At 65.6% G+C, this 18,291-nt stretch carries 18 protein-coding genes; 8 read left to right on the top strand and 10 right to left on the bottom strand.

Translation table 11 applies throughout. The annotated features are described in order from the left end of the window. The first annotated feature begins 309 nt into the window (after positions 1-309). Positions 310-1,524: a lipase family protein gene (locus ON44_RS38800; RefSeq protein ID WP_051182999.1), complete on the top strand. Its 1,215-nt coding sequence runs from the start codon at positions 310-312 to the stop codon at positions 1,522-1,524. A gap of 486 nt (positions 1,525-2,010) precedes the next feature. Here ON44_RS38800 and ON44_RS38795 read toward each other — a convergent pair whose 3' ends face one another. The 5 genes from ON44_RS38795 to ON44_RS38775 all read right to left on the bottom strand — a co-directional run bounded on the left by ON44_RS38795 (position 2,011) and on the right by ON44_RS38775 (position 6,904). Next, positions 2,011-2,412, bottom strand: coding sequence for a PPOX class F420-dependent oxidoreductase (locus ON44_RS38795; protein WP_040699750.1), 402 nt, complete (start codon positions 2,410-2,412; stop codon positions 2,011-2,013). Between the two features lie 80 nt (positions 2,413-2,492). Then, the gene (locus tag ON44_RS38790; RefSeq protein ID WP_040699726.1) at positions 2,493-2,792 is read right to left on the bottom strand and encodes a hypothetical protein; all 300 of its coding nucleotides are present in this window, start codon (positions 2,790-2,792) and stop codon (positions 2,493-2,495) included. Then, on the bottom strand, positions 2,789-4,297 hold the full coding sequence (locus ON44_RS38785) for a class I adenylate-forming enzyme family protein (protein ID WP_040699723.1): 1,509 nt from the start codon (positions 4,295-4,297) through the stop codon (positions 2,789-2,791). Before ON44_RS38785 ends, ON44_RS38790 begins: the two co-directional genes overlap by 4 nt. A gap of 3 nt (positions 4,298-4,300) precedes the next feature. Next, positions 4,301-5,599: an amidohydrolase family protein gene (locus tag ON44_RS38780; protein ID WP_174415240.1), complete on the bottom strand. Its 1,299-nt coding sequence runs from the start codon at positions 5,597-5,599 to the stop codon at positions 4,301-4,303. A gap of 84 nt (positions 5,600-5,683) precedes the next feature. Continuing rightward, entirely contained in the window at positions 5,684-6,904 is a 1,221-nt protein-coding gene (locus ON44_RS38775; protein WP_040699721.1) for a CaiB/BaiF CoA transferase family protein, read from the bottom strand. 504 nt (positions 6,905-7,408) lie between these two features. Here ON44_RS38775 and ON44_RS38770 point away from each other — a divergent pair. From ON44_RS38770 to ON44_RS38745, 6 genes are all read left to right on the top strand, one after another. Then, the gene (locus ON44_RS38770) at positions 7,409-8,872 is read left to right on the top strand and encodes an aldehyde dehydrogenase family protein (RefSeq protein WP_373283283.1); all 1,464 of its coding nucleotides are present in this window, start codon (positions 7,409-7,411) and stop codon (positions 8,870-8,872) included. Between the two features lie 68 nt (positions 8,873-8,940). Continuing rightward, positions 8,941-9,795: a mycofactocin-coupled SDR family oxidoreductase gene (locus ON44_RS38765; RefSeq protein WP_040699719.1), complete on the top strand. Its 855-nt coding sequence runs from the start codon at positions 8,941-8,943 to the stop codon at positions 9,793-9,795. After that, positions 9,792-9,983: a rubredoxin gene (locus ON44_RS38760; RefSeq protein WP_040699718.1), complete on the top strand. Its 192-nt coding sequence runs from the start codon at positions 9,792-9,794 to the stop codon at positions 9,981-9,983. Before ON44_RS38765 ends, ON44_RS38760 begins: the two co-directional genes overlap by 4 nt. Before the next feature lie 275 nt (positions 9,984-10,258). Next, a complete protein-coding gene (locus ON44_RS38755; protein ID WP_040699717.1) occupies positions 10,259-11,437 on the top strand; it encodes a thiolase family protein in 1,179 nt (392 codons plus the stop codon). A gap of 118 nt (positions 11,438-11,555) precedes the next feature. Further along, positions 11,556-12,317 (top strand): crotonase/enoyl-CoA hydratase family protein, encoded by a 762-nt coding sequence (locus ON44_RS38750; protein WP_040699716.1) that lies wholly within the window; start codon positions 11,556-11,558, stop codon positions 12,315-12,317. 54 nt (positions 12,318-12,371) lie between these two features. Then, the gene (locus tag ON44_RS38745) at positions 12,372-13,142 is read left to right on the top strand and encodes an SDR family NAD(P)-dependent oxidoreductase (protein ID WP_040699715.1); all 771 of its coding nucleotides are present in this window, start codon (positions 12,372-12,374) and stop codon (positions 13,140-13,142) included. Positions 13,143-13,291: 149 nt separating this feature from the next. Here ON44_RS38745 and ON44_RS38740 read toward each other — a convergent pair whose 3' ends face one another. The 5 genes from ON44_RS38740 to ON44_RS38720 are packed head-to-tail and all read right to left on the bottom strand — an operon-like array spanning position 13,292 to position 17,763. Further along, positions 13,292-14,515 (bottom strand): acyl-CoA dehydrogenase family protein, encoded by a 1,224-nt coding sequence (locus tag ON44_RS38740; protein WP_051182997.1) that lies wholly within the window; start codon positions 14,513-14,515, stop codon positions 13,292-13,294. After that, positions 14,479-14,937 (bottom strand): MaoC family dehydratase, encoded by a 459-nt coding sequence (locus ON44_RS38735; protein ID WP_040699710.1) that lies wholly within the window; start codon positions 14,935-14,937, stop codon positions 14,479-14,481. The genes ON44_RS38740 and ON44_RS38735 overlap by 37 nt, the downstream gene beginning before the upstream one ends. Further along, positions 14,934-16,145: an acetyl-CoA C-acetyltransferase gene (locus tag ON44_RS38730; RefSeq protein WP_040699707.1), complete on the bottom strand. Its 1,212-nt coding sequence runs from the start codon at positions 16,143-16,145 to the stop codon at positions 14,934-14,936. The genes ON44_RS38735 and ON44_RS38730 overlap by 4 nt, the downstream gene beginning before the upstream one ends. Before the next feature lie 45 nt (positions 16,146-16,190). Beyond that, entirely contained in the window at positions 16,191-16,919 is a 729-nt protein-coding gene (gene fabG / locus ON44_RS38725) for a 3-oxoacyl-ACP reductase FabG (RefSeq protein WP_040699705.1), read from the bottom strand. A 22-nt stretch (positions 16,920-16,941) separates the two neighbouring features. Further along, entirely contained in the window at positions 16,942-17,763 is an 822-nt protein-coding gene (locus tag ON44_RS38720; RefSeq protein ID WP_040699703.1) for a mycofactocin-coupled SDR family oxidoreductase, read from the bottom strand. A gap of 171 nt (positions 17,764-17,934) precedes the next feature. On the opposite strand from ON44_RS38720, the gene ON44_RS38715 reads away from it, so the two are divergent. Continuing rightward, positions 17,935-18,291 (top strand): NAD(P)-binding domain-containing protein (locus tag ON44_RS38715; protein WP_040699748.1); only part of this gene is annotated, 357 nt, incomplete at its 3' end.

Raw genomic sequence — 18,291 nt, 5'->3', positions numbered from 1 at the left:
GAGACCGGGCACCAGCGTTGGTATCCGCTCGGTCCAGCGAGCCTTTCTCCGCCCTATTGGGCGGCCTTGGCCGTTGTTGGAAAATTGCAGCTGTGAATGCGAGATCGTTATGTTATCGTGACCTAGATCTCGAATTGGTGTGACTGGTTGTGCGGGCCCGAGTGCCTGCGCGTCGGATAGTTGGACGCGGGAGGCGTGATGGAATCCCGGCATATGTTGTCGACGTATCGGAAAAGTGCTCGCCGCACAGCGTGTTCGGCAATCGATACGCCCAGCCTGCTGGTTGACAGCGCGCCCGGGCTACCAGTGATGTGGTGGCGGATCGGCCTGCAATGGCTTGCGGCCCTCACTCTCGCCATGGTCATGCTGCTGGCAGAATTGTCGATGCCGGTCGCGCGAGCCGCAGTGCTATCTCCTGGTGACGATCTCTTCTATGCCGCACCCCCCGATCTCGCGTCACATCCGAACGGCGCGGTACTCGGCGCGCGGACGATCCCACTGCTCGGTCTGCCGATACCGGTGGCGGCATGGCAATTGCGTTATCGCACAACTGATTCCGAAGAGCGTCCGCAGCTGAACGTGACCACGGTGCTGGTGCCACCGGTGCCCTGGAACGGGCCGCGGCCGGTGTTGTCGTACCAGGTACCCGAGAACAGTCTCGACACCCGGTGCGCGCCGTCGGCCACGCTGCGCGGTGGAAGCGAGAACGACATGGCGAGCGCCATGCAGGATGCGCCGTTCATCGCGGACGCACTGCTGCGGGGATGGGCCGTCGTGGTCAGCGACTACGAAGGGCCGCAGTCCCGGCTCTTCGACGGCGTGACATCCGGGCGTGGAGTTCTGGACGGAATCCGGGCCGCACGATCCTTCTCGCCGACCGGCATCGATGCCTCGAGCCCGATCGGCGCCTGGGGATACTCGAGCGGAGCCTTCGCCACCCTGTGGGCCACACAGTTGCGTCGGGAATACGCACCAGACGTGCAATTGGTCGGTACCAGCGCCGGCGGAATCCCCACCGATATCCCGGCCGTGGTACAACGCGCCGACAATGCCGCGGGGGCGATACTGATCCTGCTCGGGCTGGCCCGCAATGAACCCGACTCCCGGTTGGCCGACTTGTTGAACGAGCGGGGCCGCCGTGCGCTGCTCGCCGCGGACACCTCCGGCTGCGGTGCGGATCTGGCTCAGGAATACTCCGACACCCACGTCGACGATTTCGCTACAGTCCCGAACCTGTTGGCGCAGCCCGCTTTCCGCAACGCCGCCCTGCCCAATGAACTCGGCCGCACCGCCCCCGACACCCCGCTGTACCTGTACCACAGCGTCGCCGACGAGAAGATCCCCGTTGCCGGCTACACCGCCCTCGTCGATACCTACTGCGCTCAGGGCGCCACCCTCACCGCGATCCACTCGCTGTTCCCGACGCACATCGGAGCCGCCGCGGGCGAAGCCTTCGGCGGCATGAACTTCCTCGCCGACCGCTTCGCAGGCACCCCACAAGCCCCAGGGTGCGTGGTGCAGTAAGCGCCGGCCCGCCCGGTACCCTCGCCGGGCCGCTGGCCGGACTTTCAGAGTCACCGCCAGTGCCGCCGCGGTAGTGAGCGCGATCTGGAAGGTCGCGCAACTGTTCGCAATGCCGAGCCACTACGCCGAGGGACATCGGTGCCGCAGGACCGGCGCACCAGCGTGGGCAAGCAGCGGTTTGTGGCGTTCGCGGTGGCGACAATCGGCCCGTCCAGGTGAGCAGCGATCTGCTCGAGGGCGGTGTCGACGGATCAGTTGGAGCACATTCTCGCGTTGAGGCGCGCTCAGAGAAGCCTGCGCGAGGACGCGACTGGCATGGATATCACGGTCTTGGTGTCTGGAGTGGCGCGGGCATTTATCGACCTCGGCATCCGCGACGCCGATGTCTGGCGCCGCTACGCGCGGCTCGCGTTGGCGGCTCTGCGTGCTCTCGCCCAACGGCTTTACAGGCGCCGACTGAGTCGTCGACGCCTGGCAGTCTTCGAATCAGTTGTTGGGTGTGCGACTGGTGAAATCGAAGGAGCCGCCGTCGATGCCCCAGGAGATGATCCGTTCGGGATGGATCCGAATGATCGAGCGCTCTTGGGGAGGGAACGGCGGCTCCTGGTCGTCGAGCGCCTCGGCTGTGCCGCGCACCTCGATGCCGCGAATAACGTACGGCTCCAACGAGACCTGCTGGTCGACGACGAACGACACCCGACTGCCGGCCTCGACGTTTCGGTACTTACGGCTGGTGCGCATGTGCATACCGCCGATGTCGATGGTGCCGTCGGCATTCACCCGATAGCTGGTCGGGTTGTTCTGCACAACGCCGTCGGGCGATACCGTGGCCAGCCGACCGATCCCGGCCTCCGCGAGGAACTGCTGTTCATTCGTAGTGAAAGTCACCAATGAACGGTAGTGCGATGCCTCGGCAGCGATCACGCCGTCCTTGGGCGCCGGGGTTGATGCACGATTGCTCCTACATGTCAGTCGCTGGATGGCAGTGCTTTGGCCTGCTTGAGTTCCAACGGTGTGTCATGCACGGCGAGCGTGCCGGATCCGGGTCGGGTGACGAGGATTTCGGCTCCGGTCTCGTGGACGTACCGTTTGCCGAGGGCGGTGCCGTCGGCAAACTTCGGGTCGAGGTCGGTAGTGGTCTTCTCGGCTCCGATCGGCACCATCGGTGCGCCGCCGCAGCGCAGCCCGTCGAGGGCGTCGGTGGCTCTGATGACGATTACCTGGGTTTCGCAGACCTGGCTTTCCAGTCGGGCGCCACTGTTGATCACGATGCTTCCTCGATGGTCGGAGTGAGTTCTTCGATCAGGTTGCGCCGCAGCACTTTCCCGGTCGGTGTGGTGGGCAGCTGATCGCGGAACACGATGCGGTCCGGTGTTCGCGACCCGCGGAGATTGGCTCGGACGTAGTCGCGCAGTACTTCCGATTCCGGGTCGCTGCCGGGCGCCGCAACGACCACGGCGACGATGATCTGACCCCACTGCGGGTCGGGGACGCCGATCACCGCGGCCTTGTGGACGTGCGGGTGTTCGACGAGCACGTCCTCGAGTTCGGCCGGTGCGATGTTCTCACCGCCCCGGATGATGGTGTCGTCGCTGCGGCCGCCCAGGAACAGGTAGCCATCGTCGTCGAGGGCGGCGAGATCGTTGGTGGGGAACCAGCCGTCGCCGTCGAGCACGGAACCGATATCGGCGTAGGAGCCCGACACCTGGGGGCCGCGGACGAACAGCGCGCCGGTCTCGCCGGGGGCGGCGGTCATGCCGTCCGCGGCCCGGATCTGCAGTTCGATGCCGGGGACCGCGCGGCCGACCGAGCTCAGCCGTTTCGCTACGGCGGGATCGTCGGCATGATAGGCGCTGCGGTGATCCTCGGGAGTGAGCACCGCGATGGTCGAACTGGTCTCGGTCAGGCCATAGGCGTTCACCAGGCCGACATCGGGCAGCAGCTCGAGGGTCTTGCGCACGAGCGGCAGCGGTGCGTTCGAACCGCCGTAGGCGAGGGTGCGCAGGGTCGGCAGTGTCACCGGTGTTTCTTCCAGCGTGCTGACGATCCGATCGAGCATCGTCGGCACCACGGTCGCGTTGGTGATCCGCTCGTCGTTCACCAGCCGGATCCAATCCCGTGGCTCGAACTGCCTGAGATACACCATCTTTCGTCCGGCATAGAGATTCGACAGTGCCGCGCCGACGCCCGCGATGTGATACGGCGGCACACAGATCAGCGCGGCGTCGCCGGGCGCGGCCGAGCCGAAGTCGACAGTGCCCATGACGTAGCTGGTCAGGTTGGCATGGGTCAGCTCGACCGCCTTGGGACGTGCGGTCGTGCCGGAGGTGAACAGTACGACCGCAACGTCCTCGGGTGCGGCCTCGACGATCTCGGTGTCCGATGCCGCTGCCCGGGTGGCGGCGAGGAACAGATCGGTGTCGATGATCTGTTTGCCCGCACCCTCGACCGCGTCGGCGTAGTCGGCGTCGACCACCACCAGCGGTGCGGGCAACCGGTCGATCAGCTCGCGCAGCGCCGAGGCGCTGAGGCGGTAGTTCAACGGGGTGAACGCCCTTCCGGCTCGGGCGGAGCCGAACAGCAGAAGGGGCACCATGACACCACCGGTCCCGACGTATGCGACATGTCCGACGCCCGACGAACGGATCAGTCCCGCCGCGGCGCGGGCCATGGCATTCAGTTCCGCGGTGGTGACCCGAACAGCGCCGGATACCGCCGCGAGCCGATCGGGATCGCCGGCCTCGACCATGTCGAGCAAAAGCGAAATGCTCAAACCTCAGCCCGCGTTCTGGGCGGTGGCCGCTTTGATCTGCGCCTGGAACTGCCGCAGCTTCTCCTCGGCCGCGGTCGACTTGTGGCTGCGAGCCTGGATGCTGACATCGTGGTCGGCGGCGGCCGCGCGCAACGCGCCGACGGTGGCCTTCTCCTTCGGCACATGAGCGAACGGGTCGAAGGAGTACCAGCGCATCGCGTTCAGATGTGTCATCTTGTCGATCTCGTCATCGGGCACCTGCTCGCGCTGCAGCACCTCGTGCAGTGCCTCCGGAGCATCGGGCCACATCGAGTCGCTGTGCGGGTAATCGGCTTCCCACGAGATATTGTCGATCCCGATCTCGTTGCGCAGCCGCACACCGATCGGATCGCTGATGAAACAGGTCAGGAAGTGGTCCCGGAAGACCTCCGACGGCACCTTGCCGCCGAAATCCTGCAGGGTCCACGCCGAATGCATTTCGAAGGTGCGGTCGACACGTTCGAGGAAGTACGGGATCCAGCCGGTGCCGCCTTCGGACAGTGCGATCTTCAGATCCGGGTAGTCCTTGACCGGCCTGGACCAGAGCAGATCCGCGGCGGCCTGCACGATATTCATCGGCTGCAGGGTGATCATCACATCCGGTGGCGAGTCGACCGCGGGTATCGAGAGCCGTCCCGATGATCCGATGTGGACGCTGCACACGGTGTCGGTGTCGACCAGGGCCTGCCACAGCGGATTCCAGTGCGGGTCATGGAAACTGGGGTAGCCCAACGCCGCGGGGTTCTCCGTGAACGTCAGCGAATGCACACCCTTGGCCGCGCACCGGCGCACCTCGGCGGCGCACAGTTCGGCATCCCAGATCACCGGCAGTGCCATCGGAATGAAGCGCCCCGGGTAGGCGCCGCACCACTCATCGATGTGCCAGTCGTTGTAGGCCCGCACCAGGGCCAGTGAGAAGTCCGAATCGTCGGTGGCGAACAGGCGGGCCGCGAAGCCGGGAAACGACGGGAAGTTCATCGACGCCAGAATGCCGCCGGCGTTCATATCCTTGACGCGCTCGTCGACGTCGTAGCAGCCGGGCCGGATCTCGTCGAGCCCTTCGGGTTCGAGCCCGTACTCGTGCTTCGGCCGCCCCGCCACCGCGTTGAGCGCCACATTGGGAACCACGATGTCGCGGAACTTCCACATGTCCGCACCGTCGTCGGTGTGTATCAACCGTGGCGCGTCGGCTGCGTACTTGCTCGGCAGGTGGTTTTTGAACATGTCCGGCGGTTCGATGATGTGGTCATCGACGCTGATCAGGATCATGTCGGTTTTATCCACGTCCACACTCCTTCGTGGAGGTTACAGTATGGCTTACAATATAGTCCATGGTGCGACTTCGCGGGATGGTCGACGGGATCCGGTTCAGAGGATCGTGCCCGCATCCTTGGCGGCGACGATGTCGTCCCAGTCCATGCCGAGTTCGAGCAGGATGGTCTCGGTGTGTTCGCCGTACTCCGGTGAGCGGCTCGGTGGCGCCGGCGTCTCGTCGAATTGCACTGGGGCGCTGACGGTTCGGTAGGATTTATCGGCGCTGTCGGTCAATGTCATCAGATAGCCGTTGGCGGCCACCTGGGGGTCGTCGAGCACCTCCTGCGGGCTGGCGATGGTGGCCCACACGCCCGGCTCCTCGGCGAGGACCTTTTGCCATTCGGCGAGATCGCGTTCGGCGAAGGTCTTGCGGAGTTCGGCGGTGGCGGCCTCGTGGTTGACGACCAGATTCGCCAGCGGAACGAACCGTTCGTCGGTGGCCATATCGGCCCGGCCGATGCGCTCGCAGAATCCGCGCCAGTAGCGGTCCGCCTGCAACAGCATCATCTGCACCCAGCGGCCGTCGCGCGTCTTGTACCGGTTGACCGCGGGATTGAGTGCGGTGCCCGCCGGGTTCGGCGGAATCCGGTCGATGTCGTAGTAATCGGCCGCCGCGATATCCGGGGCCACGGCCCACATGCCTTGCGCCAGTAGGGAACTGTCGACGATCGGGGCGTGTCCGGTGCGCTCGCGGTGGAACAGGGCGGCCGTGACACCGCCCGCCAGGGTGATGCCGCCCTGGAGATCGCCGAACGCGGGTCCCTGGGCCACGGGGTATTCGGCGTCGGGCGGGGTGAGCGCGTAGGCGACGCCGGCGCGCGCCAGGTAGCTGGCGCCGTCGAATCCGCCGCGCTCGCGTTCGGGTCCGCGACTGCCGTGGCCGCTGCCTCGGGCGATGATGATCTTCGGGTTGAATTCGCGAATCCGGTCGACGGACAATCCGGCCCGTTCGAGGGGGCCGGGCAGCCAATTGGTCAGGAACACATCGGCATTCGCGATCAGCTTGCCGAGGATCTCGTGCCCGCCCTCGGATTTGATGTCCACGCCGATGCTGCGCTTGCCGTGGTTGCCGAGTTCCATCATGTAGTTGGCCTGCACCGGTGACCGCGCGGGGTCCAGGCCGCCGACGACCAGGGCGCGACATGGATCGCCGCCCCTGGTGTCCTCGATCTTGATCACATCCGCGCCCCAATCCGCCAGCGCGGCGCCGGCGCTTGGCACGTACGTCCACGACGCCAGTTCGACCACTCGGACGCCATTGAGCAGACCCGACATAGGAGCTCCCTTTCCTGCGATTGCTCACCGTCTTGAAGTAATATACGGTAATGCTTACAGTTAAGCATCCAGGATGGATAATCCCGGCGGGTCTCGGACAACGTCGTTCGAAGGGGATCAGTGTCGCTTCCTGCGTACCCGGAGCCCACCGCCTGCTGCGCGCGAGGCGGTGACGCTCGGTAACTGTTTGCGGATGATCAGGAGGAGATGTGAGCGAGCGCACCGAGCGAGCCGACCAACACGGTGCGCCTTCGCGCACGACGGAGCCGAGCGCCGGCGAAGCGAGCGAACCATCAATACAGCGCGCATCGCGCACGGCGGAGCCGAGCGCCAGTGAGGTGAGGCCGTGAGCGGGCGTCAGCGAGTGAACCATCAGCATGGCGCGCCTGCGCGCACGGCGGAGCCGAGTGCCAGTGAGGCGGAGTCGTGAGCGAGATCGTCGGGGAGAGACCGGCGCCCATTATCGAGGTGGGGCGCCGAGCCGCCGAGCGGGCTGAATACCGGATGCTGATCGACGGCGAATTGGTCGAGGCGGCCTCGGGTGCCGCGTTCGACAATGTCAGCCCCGCCACCGGCGAGGTACTCGGCGGCACAGCCGCGGCGGGCTCGGCGGATATGCAGCGGGCGATCGGGGCGGCGCGTCGGGCCTTCGACGAAACCGACTGGTCGACGAATCGGGCGCTGCGGCAGCGGTGCCTGGATCAACTGCGGCAGGCCCTGGAGGCCGAAAAGTACGAGCTGGGGGAGGAACTCGTCGCCGAGGCCGGATGTCCGGCGATGACGCTGCGCAATGCGCAACTCGACTGGCCGCTGGCGGAATCCCTGCGCTATCCATCGCGGCTGATCGACGAATTCGGCTGGGAGCGGGTGCTCGAGGGCGGCGGTCTGTTCGGTGACCGCAACGTGCGCACCGTGATACAGGAACCGGTGGGTGTGGTCGCGGCGATCTGCCCGTCGAACTTCCCGCTCGAGGTCGCGCTGAACAAGCTCGGCCCCGCGCTGGCCGCGGGAAATACGGTGGTGCTCAAGCCCGATCCGAATACGCCGTGGCATGCCACCCGACTAGGGCGCCTGATCGCCGAGCGCACCGACTTTCCGCCGGGGGTCGTCAATGTCGTCTCCACGCCGTCCAACGAGGTCGCCGGATTGCTGGCGACCGATCGGCGGGTGGACATGATCTCGTTCACCGGGTCGACGGCGGTCGGACGCGCGCTCATGCGGCTGGGTGCGGACACCATGAAGCGGACTTTTCTCGAACTGGGCGGAAAGTCGGCGCTGATCGTATTGGACGACGCCGATCCGGTGGCGGCACTGCGCAGCGCGGTCGGCGTCTGCGTGCACGCTGGTCAGGCATGTGCCGCGACCAGCAGGATGCTGGTGCACCGGTCGAGGTTCGACGAGATGGTCGCGAGTGTGGCCGCGGCGTTCGAGGCGGTGCCGGTGGGTGATCCGGCACTGCCGGAAACTCTGGTGGGACCGGTGATCAGCGCGGCGCAGCGCGGCCGCGTCCTGGATGCGTGCACACGCGCGACCCTCGACGGCGCGCGCCTTGTCACCGGCGGTGCAGCAGTGCAGAATCTGCCACCGCATCTTGCCGGTGGTCATTTCGTCGAGCCGACGGTATTCGTTTGCGACGATCCGAGCCTGCCGATCGCCCAGGAGGAGATCTTCGGTCCGGTCCTGGTGCTGATGCCGTTCTCCGACGACGAGGAGGCCGTGCGCATCGCCAACGACAGCGCCTACGGTCTTGCGGGCGCGGTGCTCTCGGGGTCGCTCGAGCGGGGCATGGGCATCGCGCGACGCATCCGGACCGGCGCGATCGGTGTCAACGGCGGCATGTTCTACGGCGCTGATGCCCCTTTCGGCGGCTACAAGAACAGCGGCATCGGCCGCCAGTGCGGCGTGGAGGGTTTCCAGCAGTATCTGGAGACCAAAACCATCGGCAGCCGAATTTCGAGGCGGCACTGAACAATTCGCGATGCCGTGGCCATTACCGGCGCGCGGCCCGCCACTGAGTGACGGAAAGGGTGTAACCCGTGGGGAAATTGGACAACAAGGTCGCGGTGATATCGGGTGCCGCACGCGGGCAGGGCCGTTCACATGCGGTCAATCTGGCCGCCGAGGGTGCGAGCATCATCGCATTGGATATCTGCGCCGACCTCGAGGGGAATACCTACCCGCTGGCCCGTCCGGAGGATCTGGAGGAGACCGCCCGGCTGGTCGAAAAGGAAGGCGTCCGTGTCCATCCCGTGATCGTGGATGTGCGGGAACGCAGCGCGGTCTGGAGTGCTATCGCGGCGGGTGTCGAGGCATTGGGTCGGCTCGACATCGTGGTGGCCAATGCCGGGATCTCCGCGATGGGCAAGGGCCAGACCATGCAGTCGTGGTCGGATACCGTCGATACCGACCTGGTCGGGGTATTCAATGTCATCCAGGCCAGCATTCCGTACCTCGGCGCCGGAGCTTCCATCATCGCGACCGGATCTCTGGCGGCCCAGCTGGGCAGCTCCACCAAGCAGGGCCCCGGTGGCTCGGCATACAGCTTCGCGAAACAAGTTGTCGCACACTACGTCAACGATCTGTCGATTCAGTTGGCGAAGCAGTCGATCCGGGTCAACGCGGTGCATCCGACCAATGTGAACACCGACATGCTGCACAACGAGGGCATGTACAAGGTCTTCCGGCCCGACAAGGAGGCGCCGACCCGCGAGGACGCCGAGGCCGCATTCCCGGTGATGCAGGCGATGCCCATCCCGTACATCGAGCCGCAGGACGTCTCCAATCTCGTTGTCTTCCTGGCCGGTGACGACGCGCGCTACATCACCGGCAGCCAATTGCGGGTGGACGCGGGCGGTTTCGTCAAAGCCGTGCCGTGGGGCAAGGGCCGATGAACGAGACGGCGACCACCTACCGGCTGTTCCGCTGCCTGATCTGCGGATTCGAATACGACGAGGAACTGGGCCGGCCCGATGACGGCATCGCGCCCGGCACCCCGTGGAACGAAATTCCTGACGACTGGACGTGTCCGGACTGCGGCGCCGAGAAGTCCGACTTCGAAATGGTCGAGGTGGCCCGATGACCGCCTCGTAGGGGCCGTCGGCGTCGGGCGGCCGCGCGATGTCCGTGCGGCTGGCTCGTTGATCGAGGACGGAGCGTTTTTGCCGCGGGAACTGCTCGACGGTGACGGTGTCGATCTCGTCGAGATAGCTGCCGTACCAGGCCGTTTCGGTGGCAACGCCGGTCGAATGAAGAGTCGGTGGTGGATAGTACTGTATTGCTAACCGTAAGGTGTAAAACGACATTCGAGGACGCTGCGCCCGAGGGTGCGGCTCGATAGCTCAGAGGTTGAGAGATATGGCCAAACCTGTCATCGTCAGCGCCGTCAGGACTGCGATCGGACGATCATTCAAAGGGGCGCTGGCGAATGTGCCCTCCGAAACCCTGGCGACCACGATCCTGCCCGAGGCGGTTCGCCGGGCCGGTATCGATCCGGCCGCCGTCGACGACGTCATACTCGCCGAATTGAATTACGGCGGTGGCGATCTGGCGCGGCATGCCGCCGTGGCCAGCGGCATGCTGACCGTGCCGGGCCAGGCGGTCAATCGGCACTGCACAGGCAGTCTCACCGCGATCGGAAACGGTGCGGCGCACATCGTCTCGGGAATGGAGCGGGTGATCGTCGCCGGTGGTGTGCAGTCCCTGTCGACTGCGCCGCTGATGAAGTGGCGGGTGCCGGGCCGGGCCGAGCTCGAGTTTATCGAGCCGTGGATCCCGCCGTCACATCCGGAGACGCCGGACGCGCCGACCCTCGATATGGCGATCACGGTCGGCTGGAATACGGCCAAGAAGGCAGGCATCAGTCGCGCGGAGATGGACGCGTGGGCGCTACGGTCGCATCAGCGCGCGGTCGCCGCGATCGACGCCGGAAAGTTCGTCGACGAGATCGTCCCGATGAAGATCCAGCAGCTCGACGGTTCGGTGATCGACTTCGCGGTCGACGAATTCCCGCGCCGCGAAACCACTTTGGAGCGGCTGGCGGCATTGCCCGTGCTGCATCCCGAGATCGAGGGCTTCTCGATCACGGCCGGTAACAGCAGTGGGATCAACGATGCCGCCGCGGCGGTGACGCTGGTCGGCGACGACTATGCCGCGGCCGAGGGGCTCGAGGTCCTCGGCGCGGTGCGGGCCTGGGCCAATGCCGCTATGACTCCGGCCGACAACGGACTGGCAGCGGGCAAGGTGATCGGCAAGATCCTCGACCGCGCGGGTTTGAAGCCCGCGGATGTGGCGCTGTGGGAGATCAACGAGGCCTTCGCGTCGGTACCGATCGCCGCGTGCCGCGAGCACGGACTCGACGAAGAACTGGTGAACTTCTCCGGCAGTGGATGCAGTCTGGGCCATCCGATCTCGGCTTCCGGTGCCCGCATGGTGACCACGTTGCTCTACGAACTGCGGCGGCGCGGTGGCGGCATCGGCGTTGCCGCGATGTGCGCGGGCGGCGGCCAGGGCGGCGCTCTCATCGTGGAGGTCTGACCTCGCTCGGCCGGGTGCCGGTTCGTTGATCAGCGGCCCGGGCGACCGGCTGCGGTTCTCATACTGAAATACTTATAGTAAGCTTTTCTAAAGCTGACGATACGAGTGGAGGCTATCGGTGTCGGATGAAGTTCTGCGGGAACGCCGCGGGCGCACCCTGGTGATCACGATCAACCGGCCGGATGCGCGCAATGCGATCAATACCGCGGTCAGTCAGGGATTGGCCGATGCGGTCGACGAGCTCGACGAGAGCCCGGAACTGTCGGTCGCCGTGGTGACCGGCGCCGGTGGGAATTTCTGTGCGGGTATGGATTTGAAGGCATTCTCGGCCGGTGAGATCGTGATCGTGCCGGGGCGCGGCCTCGGATTCACCGAAAAGCCGCCGGTCAAGCCGATCATCGCCGCGGTCGAGGGGTACGCGCTGGCAGGTGGCACCGAGGTGGTGCTGGCGACCGACCTGATCGTTGCCTCGAAGACCGCGACATTCGGTGTGCCCGAGGTCAAGCGCGGCTTGGTCGCGGCGGGCGGCGCGTTGCTGCGGCTACAGCGCCGCATCCCCTATCAGAAGGCCGTCGAACTGGCACTGACCGGTGACAATTTCACGGCCGCGGAGGCAGCGGCCTACGGCCTGGTCAACGTGCTCGCCGAGCCCGGTAGGGCACTCGAGGAAGCACTGGCCCTGGCCGAGCGGATCACGGCGAACGGACCGCTGGCTGTCGCGAAAACCAAAGAGGTCCTCGTCAAATCCAGCGACTGGACCTCCGACGAGATGTGGCAGAAGCAGCTGGAACTGGTCATTCCGGTGTTCCAGTCGAAGGACGCGCAGGAGGGGGCGCTGGCCTTCGCCGAGAAGCGCGCCCCCAAATGGACCGGCGCGTAAGGGCTTTCGGCTCGCGTGCCGCATCACAATCGACCCATTGAGTAAGGAGACGCTGTGTCGTTCGAAGGTGAAGTAGTGCTGGTGACCGGCGGTGCCGGCGGGTTGGGCGATGCCACGGTGCGCCGGTTGCACGGCGCGGGCGCCGCCGTCGTCATCGCCGATGTCAACGACGAGAAGGCGACGGCGCTGGCCGACGAACTCGGCAACAAGGTCGCCTATGTGCGCACCGATGTGCTCGACGATGCGACCATCGAGGCCGCGCTCGCGAAGGCGGATGAGCTGGGTGTGCTGCGGTATGCGGTCATCGCCCACGGTGGTTTCGGTGTGTTGGAGCGCGTCATCAACCGGGACGGCAGCCCGGCCACGCTGAAGGGCTTCACCGACACCATCGCGCTGTACCTCACCGGTACCTACAACGTGCTGCGTCTCACCGCCGCGAGGATCGCGAAGCTGGACCCCAAGCCGAACGGGGAGCGCGGCGCGATCGTGATGACGAGCTCGATCGCCGGGTACGAGGGGCAGATCGGTCAGTCCGCCTACTCGGCGGCCAAGGGTGGGGTGATCTCGCTGACCTTGTCGGGCGCAAGGGATCTCAGCTCGGTGGGCATCCGGTTGAACAGCATCGCACCTGGCACCATTCACACGCCGCTGATGGACTTCCTCGGCGAGGAGCGGCTGGCGAAATTCGCCGCGTCGGTGCCCTTCCCGAAGCGGCTCGGCGCACCGGACGAGTACGCCTCGCTCGCACAGCACCTGCTGGAAAACCCGTACATCAACGGCGAGGTCGTGCGGATCGATGGCGCGCAACGATTCCAGCCGAGGTAGGTATTTACCGCGCGGCTTTGTCGGTGGTGCGCCGTTTCGGACTGGGGTCTGACGGTACAGAATCTCGACGGTCTGGTGCGGGTTCGACAACAACACGACCGGCCCTGCACTGCGGGGCCGGTTGGTCGAAAACGCTTGGGTGACAAGGTCTAGAGGCGGTAGTCGCGCAGTACACCCTTGCTGATGATCCGTTTCTGGATCTCGCTGGTGCCTTCGCCGATCAGCATGAACGGCGCCTCGCGCATCAGCCGCTCGATTTCGTATTCGGTGGAGTAGCCGTAGCCGCCGTGGATGCGGAAGCTGGCCTGGGTGACTTCGTTGCAGAATTCGCTGGCCAGGTATTTGGCCATGCCCGCGGCGACGTCGTTGCGTTCGCCGGAATCCTTGAGCCGCGCGGCATTGACCATCATCAGATGTGCCGCTTCGACTTTGGTCGCCATCTCCGCCAGGGCGAAGCCGATGGCCTGGTGCTCGACGATGGGTTTGCCGAAGGCCGATCGTTGCTGGGCGTAGCGGGCGCCGAGTTCGAATGCGCGGATGGCTATTCCGCAGGCGCGCGCGGCGACATTGACGCGGCCGACTTCGATGCCGTCCATCATCTGTTTGAAGCCTTCGCCCGGGGTCCCGCCGAGCACGGTGTCCGCGGCTGCCGCGTAGTTGTCGAACAGCAGCTCGGTGGTATCGATGCCCTTGTAGCCCATTTTGTGGATCTTGCCGGGAATGGTCAGGCCCGGCGCCACCGTGCCGTATCCGGCGGGCTTTTCGATCAGGAAGGTGGTGAGGTTGTCGTGCGGACGTTCGCGTCCTTCGTCGGTGCGGACCAGGACCGCGACCACGGTCGCGGTCGACCCGTTGGTCAGCCACATCTTGCGGCCGTCGATGATGTAGTCGCCCGCATCGTCGCGGACGCCCTTGGTGCGAATGGCGGCCACATCCGAACCGAGTTCGGGCTCCGACATCGAGAATGCGCCGCGGATCTCGCCGGTGGCCATCCGGGGCAGGAAGTACCGCTTCTGCTCCAGGGTCCCGTGGTGCTGAAGCAGATACGCCACGATGAAATGCGTGTTGATCACCCCCGAAATGCTCATCCAGCCCCGTGCCAGTTCTTCGACGCAGAGTGCGTAGGTGAGCAGCGATTCGCCGAGTCCACCGTATTCCTCGGGGATCATGAGGCCGAACAGCCCCATCTCCGCCATACGGTCGACAATGGCCTGCGGGTAGGTGTCGGCGTGTTCGAGTTCCTGAGCGCTGGGAATGATCTCCTTGTCCACGAATGCGCGGACCGTATTCAGGATTTCGGTCTGGACCTCGGAAAGACCTTGTGTTCGTGCGAGTTTCACAGCACCACCACCGTAAGTGTTTCCGCGACACATGCGGGTTTGGGCTGTCCTTCGCTCTCGATGGTCCAGCGGACGGTCAGTTGTGCCCGCGACTGTTCGACGCGCAGGTCCGCGATGGTCGCGGTGGCACGGATGCGGTCGCCCGAGCGGACCGCCGACGGGAAGCGAACGGTGTTGCTGCCGTAGTTGATTCGGGCCGTGCCGAAATCGAGGGTGTAGATGTCGCGGCCGAGCAGCGGGATCAGCGAGAGCGTGAGGTAGCCGTGGGCGATGGTCGCGCCGTAGGGCCCGTCAGCGGCGCGCTGCGGGTCCACGTGGATCCACTGGTCATCGCCGGTGGCTTCGGCGAAGGCATCGATGCGTGCCTGGTCGATCGTCAGCCACGGGCCCGGTCCGATGGATTCGCCGACCGCGGCACGCAGCTGGTCCAGTGAGGTGAATACGCGTGTGGTCATGCCACCCTCTCGAAGACGGCGGCGAGGCCCTGACCGCCGCCGATACACATGGTTTCCAGACCGTAACGCAGTTCGCGCCGGTGCATTTCGCGCGCGAGCGTCGCCAGCATTCGTCCGCCGGTGGCGCCCACCGGATGGCCGAGCGAGATGCCGGAGCCGTGCACATTCGTGCGTTCGAGATCCTGCTCGCCGAACTTCCACTCGCGCAGCACGGCGAGGGCCTGTGCGGCGAACGCCTCGTTGAGTTCGATCAGGTCGATATCGGCGAGGGTGAGCCCGGCCCGGCTCAGCGCCGCCTCGGTCGCGGGCACCGGGCCGATGCCCATGATGTCGGGTCGCACTCCCGCCACCGCCCACGATTTGAGAGTGACCAGTGCGGTGAGCCCGAGTTGCTCGGCTTTGTCGCGGGTGGTGACAAGGCACATGGCGGCGGCGTCGTTCTGGCCGCTGGAATTGCCCGCCGTCACCGTGGCATCCGGGTCGAGCTGTGCGCGAATGGGTTTCAACTTGGCGAGCGCCTCGACGGTGGTATCGGCGCGGGGGTGTTCATCGATCTCGATCCGGCTTTCCGCACCCCGTGTGGATACGGTGACCGGGATGATCTGCTCGGCGCTCGCGCCGCTCTGCTGCGCCGCGACCGCACGCTGATGCGACAGCACGGCGAGTCGATCCTGCTCCTCGCGGGTTATCTCGTAGGTCCTGCGCAGGTTCTCCGCGGTCTCCAACATGCCCCCGGGGACCGGATGATGTTGTCCGCCCGCCGTTTCGCGGCCGCGCACGAGACCGTCGTGCACCTGGACACCCCCGCGTGCGCCGCCCCACCGCATATCGAGTGAATAGAACGCGGCATTGCTCATGCTCTCGGCGCCACCCGCGAAGACCACCTCATTGGCGCCGCTCTGCACCTGCAGCACGGCCTGGATGACGGCCTGCAGACCGGAACCGCACCGCCGGTCGATCTGCATCCCGCCGACCGTGACCGGCAATCCGGCATCCAGTGCGACCACGCGGCCGATGGCGGGGGCCTCGCTGTTCGGATAGCAGTGGCCGAGCACGACGTCCTCGACGAGTTCGGGGTCGATTCCGGTGCGCCGTAACAGACCTTGTAATGCGGCGACGCCGAGGTCGGCCGCGGTCAGCGACCGCAACGATCCACCGTATCGTCCGATGGGGGTGCGGACGGGTTCGCAGATCACAACTTCACGCATGGAATTCGTCTCCAGGAGCAGGGAAATCGACTTGATCCGTGGCGATCACATGAATCGCCCGCCGGTGACCTCCAAGGTGGTGCCCGTCATGTAGGAGGACAGGTCCGAGGCCAGGAACAGTGCGACGTTCGCGACCTCGGTCGGCTCACCTGCGCGCGACATCGGAATCTCGGACATCTTCTGCGCCCAAACGTGTTCGGGCATTGCCAAGGTCATCGGCGAACGAATCAACCCGGGCTGGATCGCATTGATCCGCACACCATGTCCGGCCGTTTCCTTGGCGGCGGCCTTCGTCAATCCGATGATGCCCGCCTTCGCGGCGGAGTAGTTGGTCTGACCGGCCATCCCGACCTTGCCCGAGAGCGAGGATATGTTCACGATGCTGCCGCGTCGGGCTTCCCGCATGATCGCGGCGGCCATCCTGGTGCCGTGCCAGGTGCCTTTGAGATGTACGGCGATCACCTCGTCGAAGTCCTCCTCGGACATCTTCCGCATCGAGGCGTCGCGGGTGATACCCGCGTTGTTCACCATGATGTCGAGCGCACCGAATTCGGTGAGCGCCGTATCGAGCAGAGCCCCGATATCGGTTGCCTGCGTGACATCGCAGCGCACCGCACGCGAGACCTCATCGCCCAGAATTCGTTGTGTATCACCGGGATTCAGATCACCCACCACCACACGCGCCCCGTGCCGCACGAATGTTTCGGCGATGGCGAGTCCGATGCCCTGGGCGCCGCCGGTGACAACGGCGACGCGGCCTTCGAGTAGCGACATGGATATGTCCTTTTGGCTGAGCTCAGTACTGAGTGGATCCGAGGTCGACCGATATCTGGGCGGCCGTGATGAAGCGTGCTTCGTCGCTGGCCAGCCAGCACACGGCATTGGATACGTCCTCCGGCTCGGCGACCCACGCCGGGAGGAACGGTGTGGTCATATGTGCCAGTTGCGGATTGGATTCGAACGCCCGGGCCAGCGAGGTAACCATGTCACCGCTGCCCATGGGCGTATTGACCGCACCCGGGTGCACGCTGTTCACGCGGATGTCGTGCTTGCCGAGTTCGGCCGCCAATGATCGGGCCATTCCGGTGATGGCGTGCTTGCTGGCCGTGTAGTGCACCATGAACGGCTGCATTTTCACGCCTGCGGCGGAGCTGATCAAGATGATGGACCCGCCGCGGCCGCCGTCGACAATGTGTTGGGCGCCTGCGACGACGGTATTCCAGGTTCCGATGACATTGACGTCGATGACGTCGCGGAAGGATTCGGGGGTTATCGCGTCCCAGGTTTCGGGGATGCAGATTCCGGCGTTGGCGACAATGGTGTCGAGGCGACCCAGGGTGTCGACCCCCTCGTTCACGGCCTTGCGCAGCCCGTCCAGGTCGCGGATGTCGACAGTGGAGGCGAGTATGCGACGGCCGGTCGCTTCGACCAGGCGAACCGTCTCGGCGAGATCGTCGGGGGTTGCCGAATCGTAGGGAACCGCCTGCGGGAGTGGGCCTGCCACGTCGACGGCGATGATGTCGGCGCCTTCGGTCGCCATGCGCACCGCGTGCGCGCGGCCCTGGCCTCGCGCTGCTCCGGTTATGAACGCCACCTTATCCGTGAGTCGGCTGGTCACTTGCTCTCCTTTGCCTGCGGCGTCGTATGCGGATGGATCATATCCGCGAGCGGAGAACCGGCCTCTCGTTACCGTATCGCCGATCCACCGAAATATATATCGTATTATCTATCGTAAGTGCAACGGTAGCCTCGTGGGGACGGCCAAGTGGATCGAGTGAGGAGTGCGCGTATGTCGCAGGTCATCGGGTTTGTCGGTGCGGGACAGATGGGCGAGCCGATGGTGATTCGGCTGGTGCGAGCCGGCTATCGGGTGGTGGTCTACGCGCGCCGTGAACCGGTGCGGGAACGTTTGCGGGCATGCGGTGCGGAGGTGGTGGATTCGGCGGCCGCTGCGGCCGCGGCTGCCGATATCGTGATCGTCTGCGTGTTCTCCGACGCACAGTTGGTCGAGGTCGTGGGCGGCCCCGACGGTGTGTTGGTGGCGGCCGGCCCGGATACGGTCGTGGTGTCGCATACGACGGGCGCGGTGTCGACGGTAAAGGATTTGGCCGCAACGCATCCGGACGGACCGGTGCTGCTGGACGGG

This window comes from Nocardia vinacea NBRC 16497, from assembly GCF_000308835.1.
Lineage (GTDB): Bacteria > Actinomycetota > Actinomycetes > Mycobacteriales > Mycobacteriaceae > Nocardia > Nocardia vinacea.
The sequence above is the reverse complement of the archived record's forward strand: the minus strand, read 5'-3'. Positions and strand labels throughout refer to the sequence as shown.

Bases quoted from the DNA above. Each gene is read 5' to 3' on its own strand.
- ON44_RS38775 (WP_040699721.1), bottom strand. From the start codon at position 6,904: ATGTCGGGTCTGCTCAATGGCGTCCGAGTGGTCGAACTGGCGTCGTGG.
- ON44_RS38755 (WP_040699717.1), top strand. From the start codon at position 10,259: ATGGCCAAACCTGTCATCGTCAGCGCCGTCAGGACTGCGATCGGACGA.
- ON44_RS38735 (WP_040699710.1), bottom strand. From the start codon at position 14,937: ATGACCACACGCGTATTCACCTCACTGGACCAGCTGCGTGCCGCGGTC.
- ON44_RS38730 (WP_040699707.1), bottom strand. From the start codon at position 16,145: ATGCGTGAAGTTGTGATCTGCGAACCCGTCCGCACCCCCATCGGACGA.
- ON44_RS38770 (WP_373283283.1), top strand. From the start codon at position 7,409: ATGCTGATCGACGGCGAATTGGTCGAGGCGGCCTCGGGTGCCGCGTTC.
- ON44_RS38740 (WP_051182997.1), bottom strand. From the start codon at position 14,515: ATGTGTCGCGGAAACACTTACGGTGGTGGTGCTGTGAAACTCGCACGA.
- fabG (WP_040699705.1), bottom strand. From the start codon at position 16,919: ATGTCGCTACTCGAAGGCCGCGTCGCCGTTGTCACCGGCGGCGCCCAG.
- ON44_RS38800 (WP_051182999.1), top strand. From the start codon at position 310: ATGTGGTGGCGGATCGGCCTGCAATGGCTTGCGGCCCTCACTCTCGCC.
- ON44_RS38760 (WP_040699718.1), top strand. From the start codon at position 9,792: ATGAACGAGACGGCGACCACCTACCGGCTGTTCCGCTGCCTGATCTGC.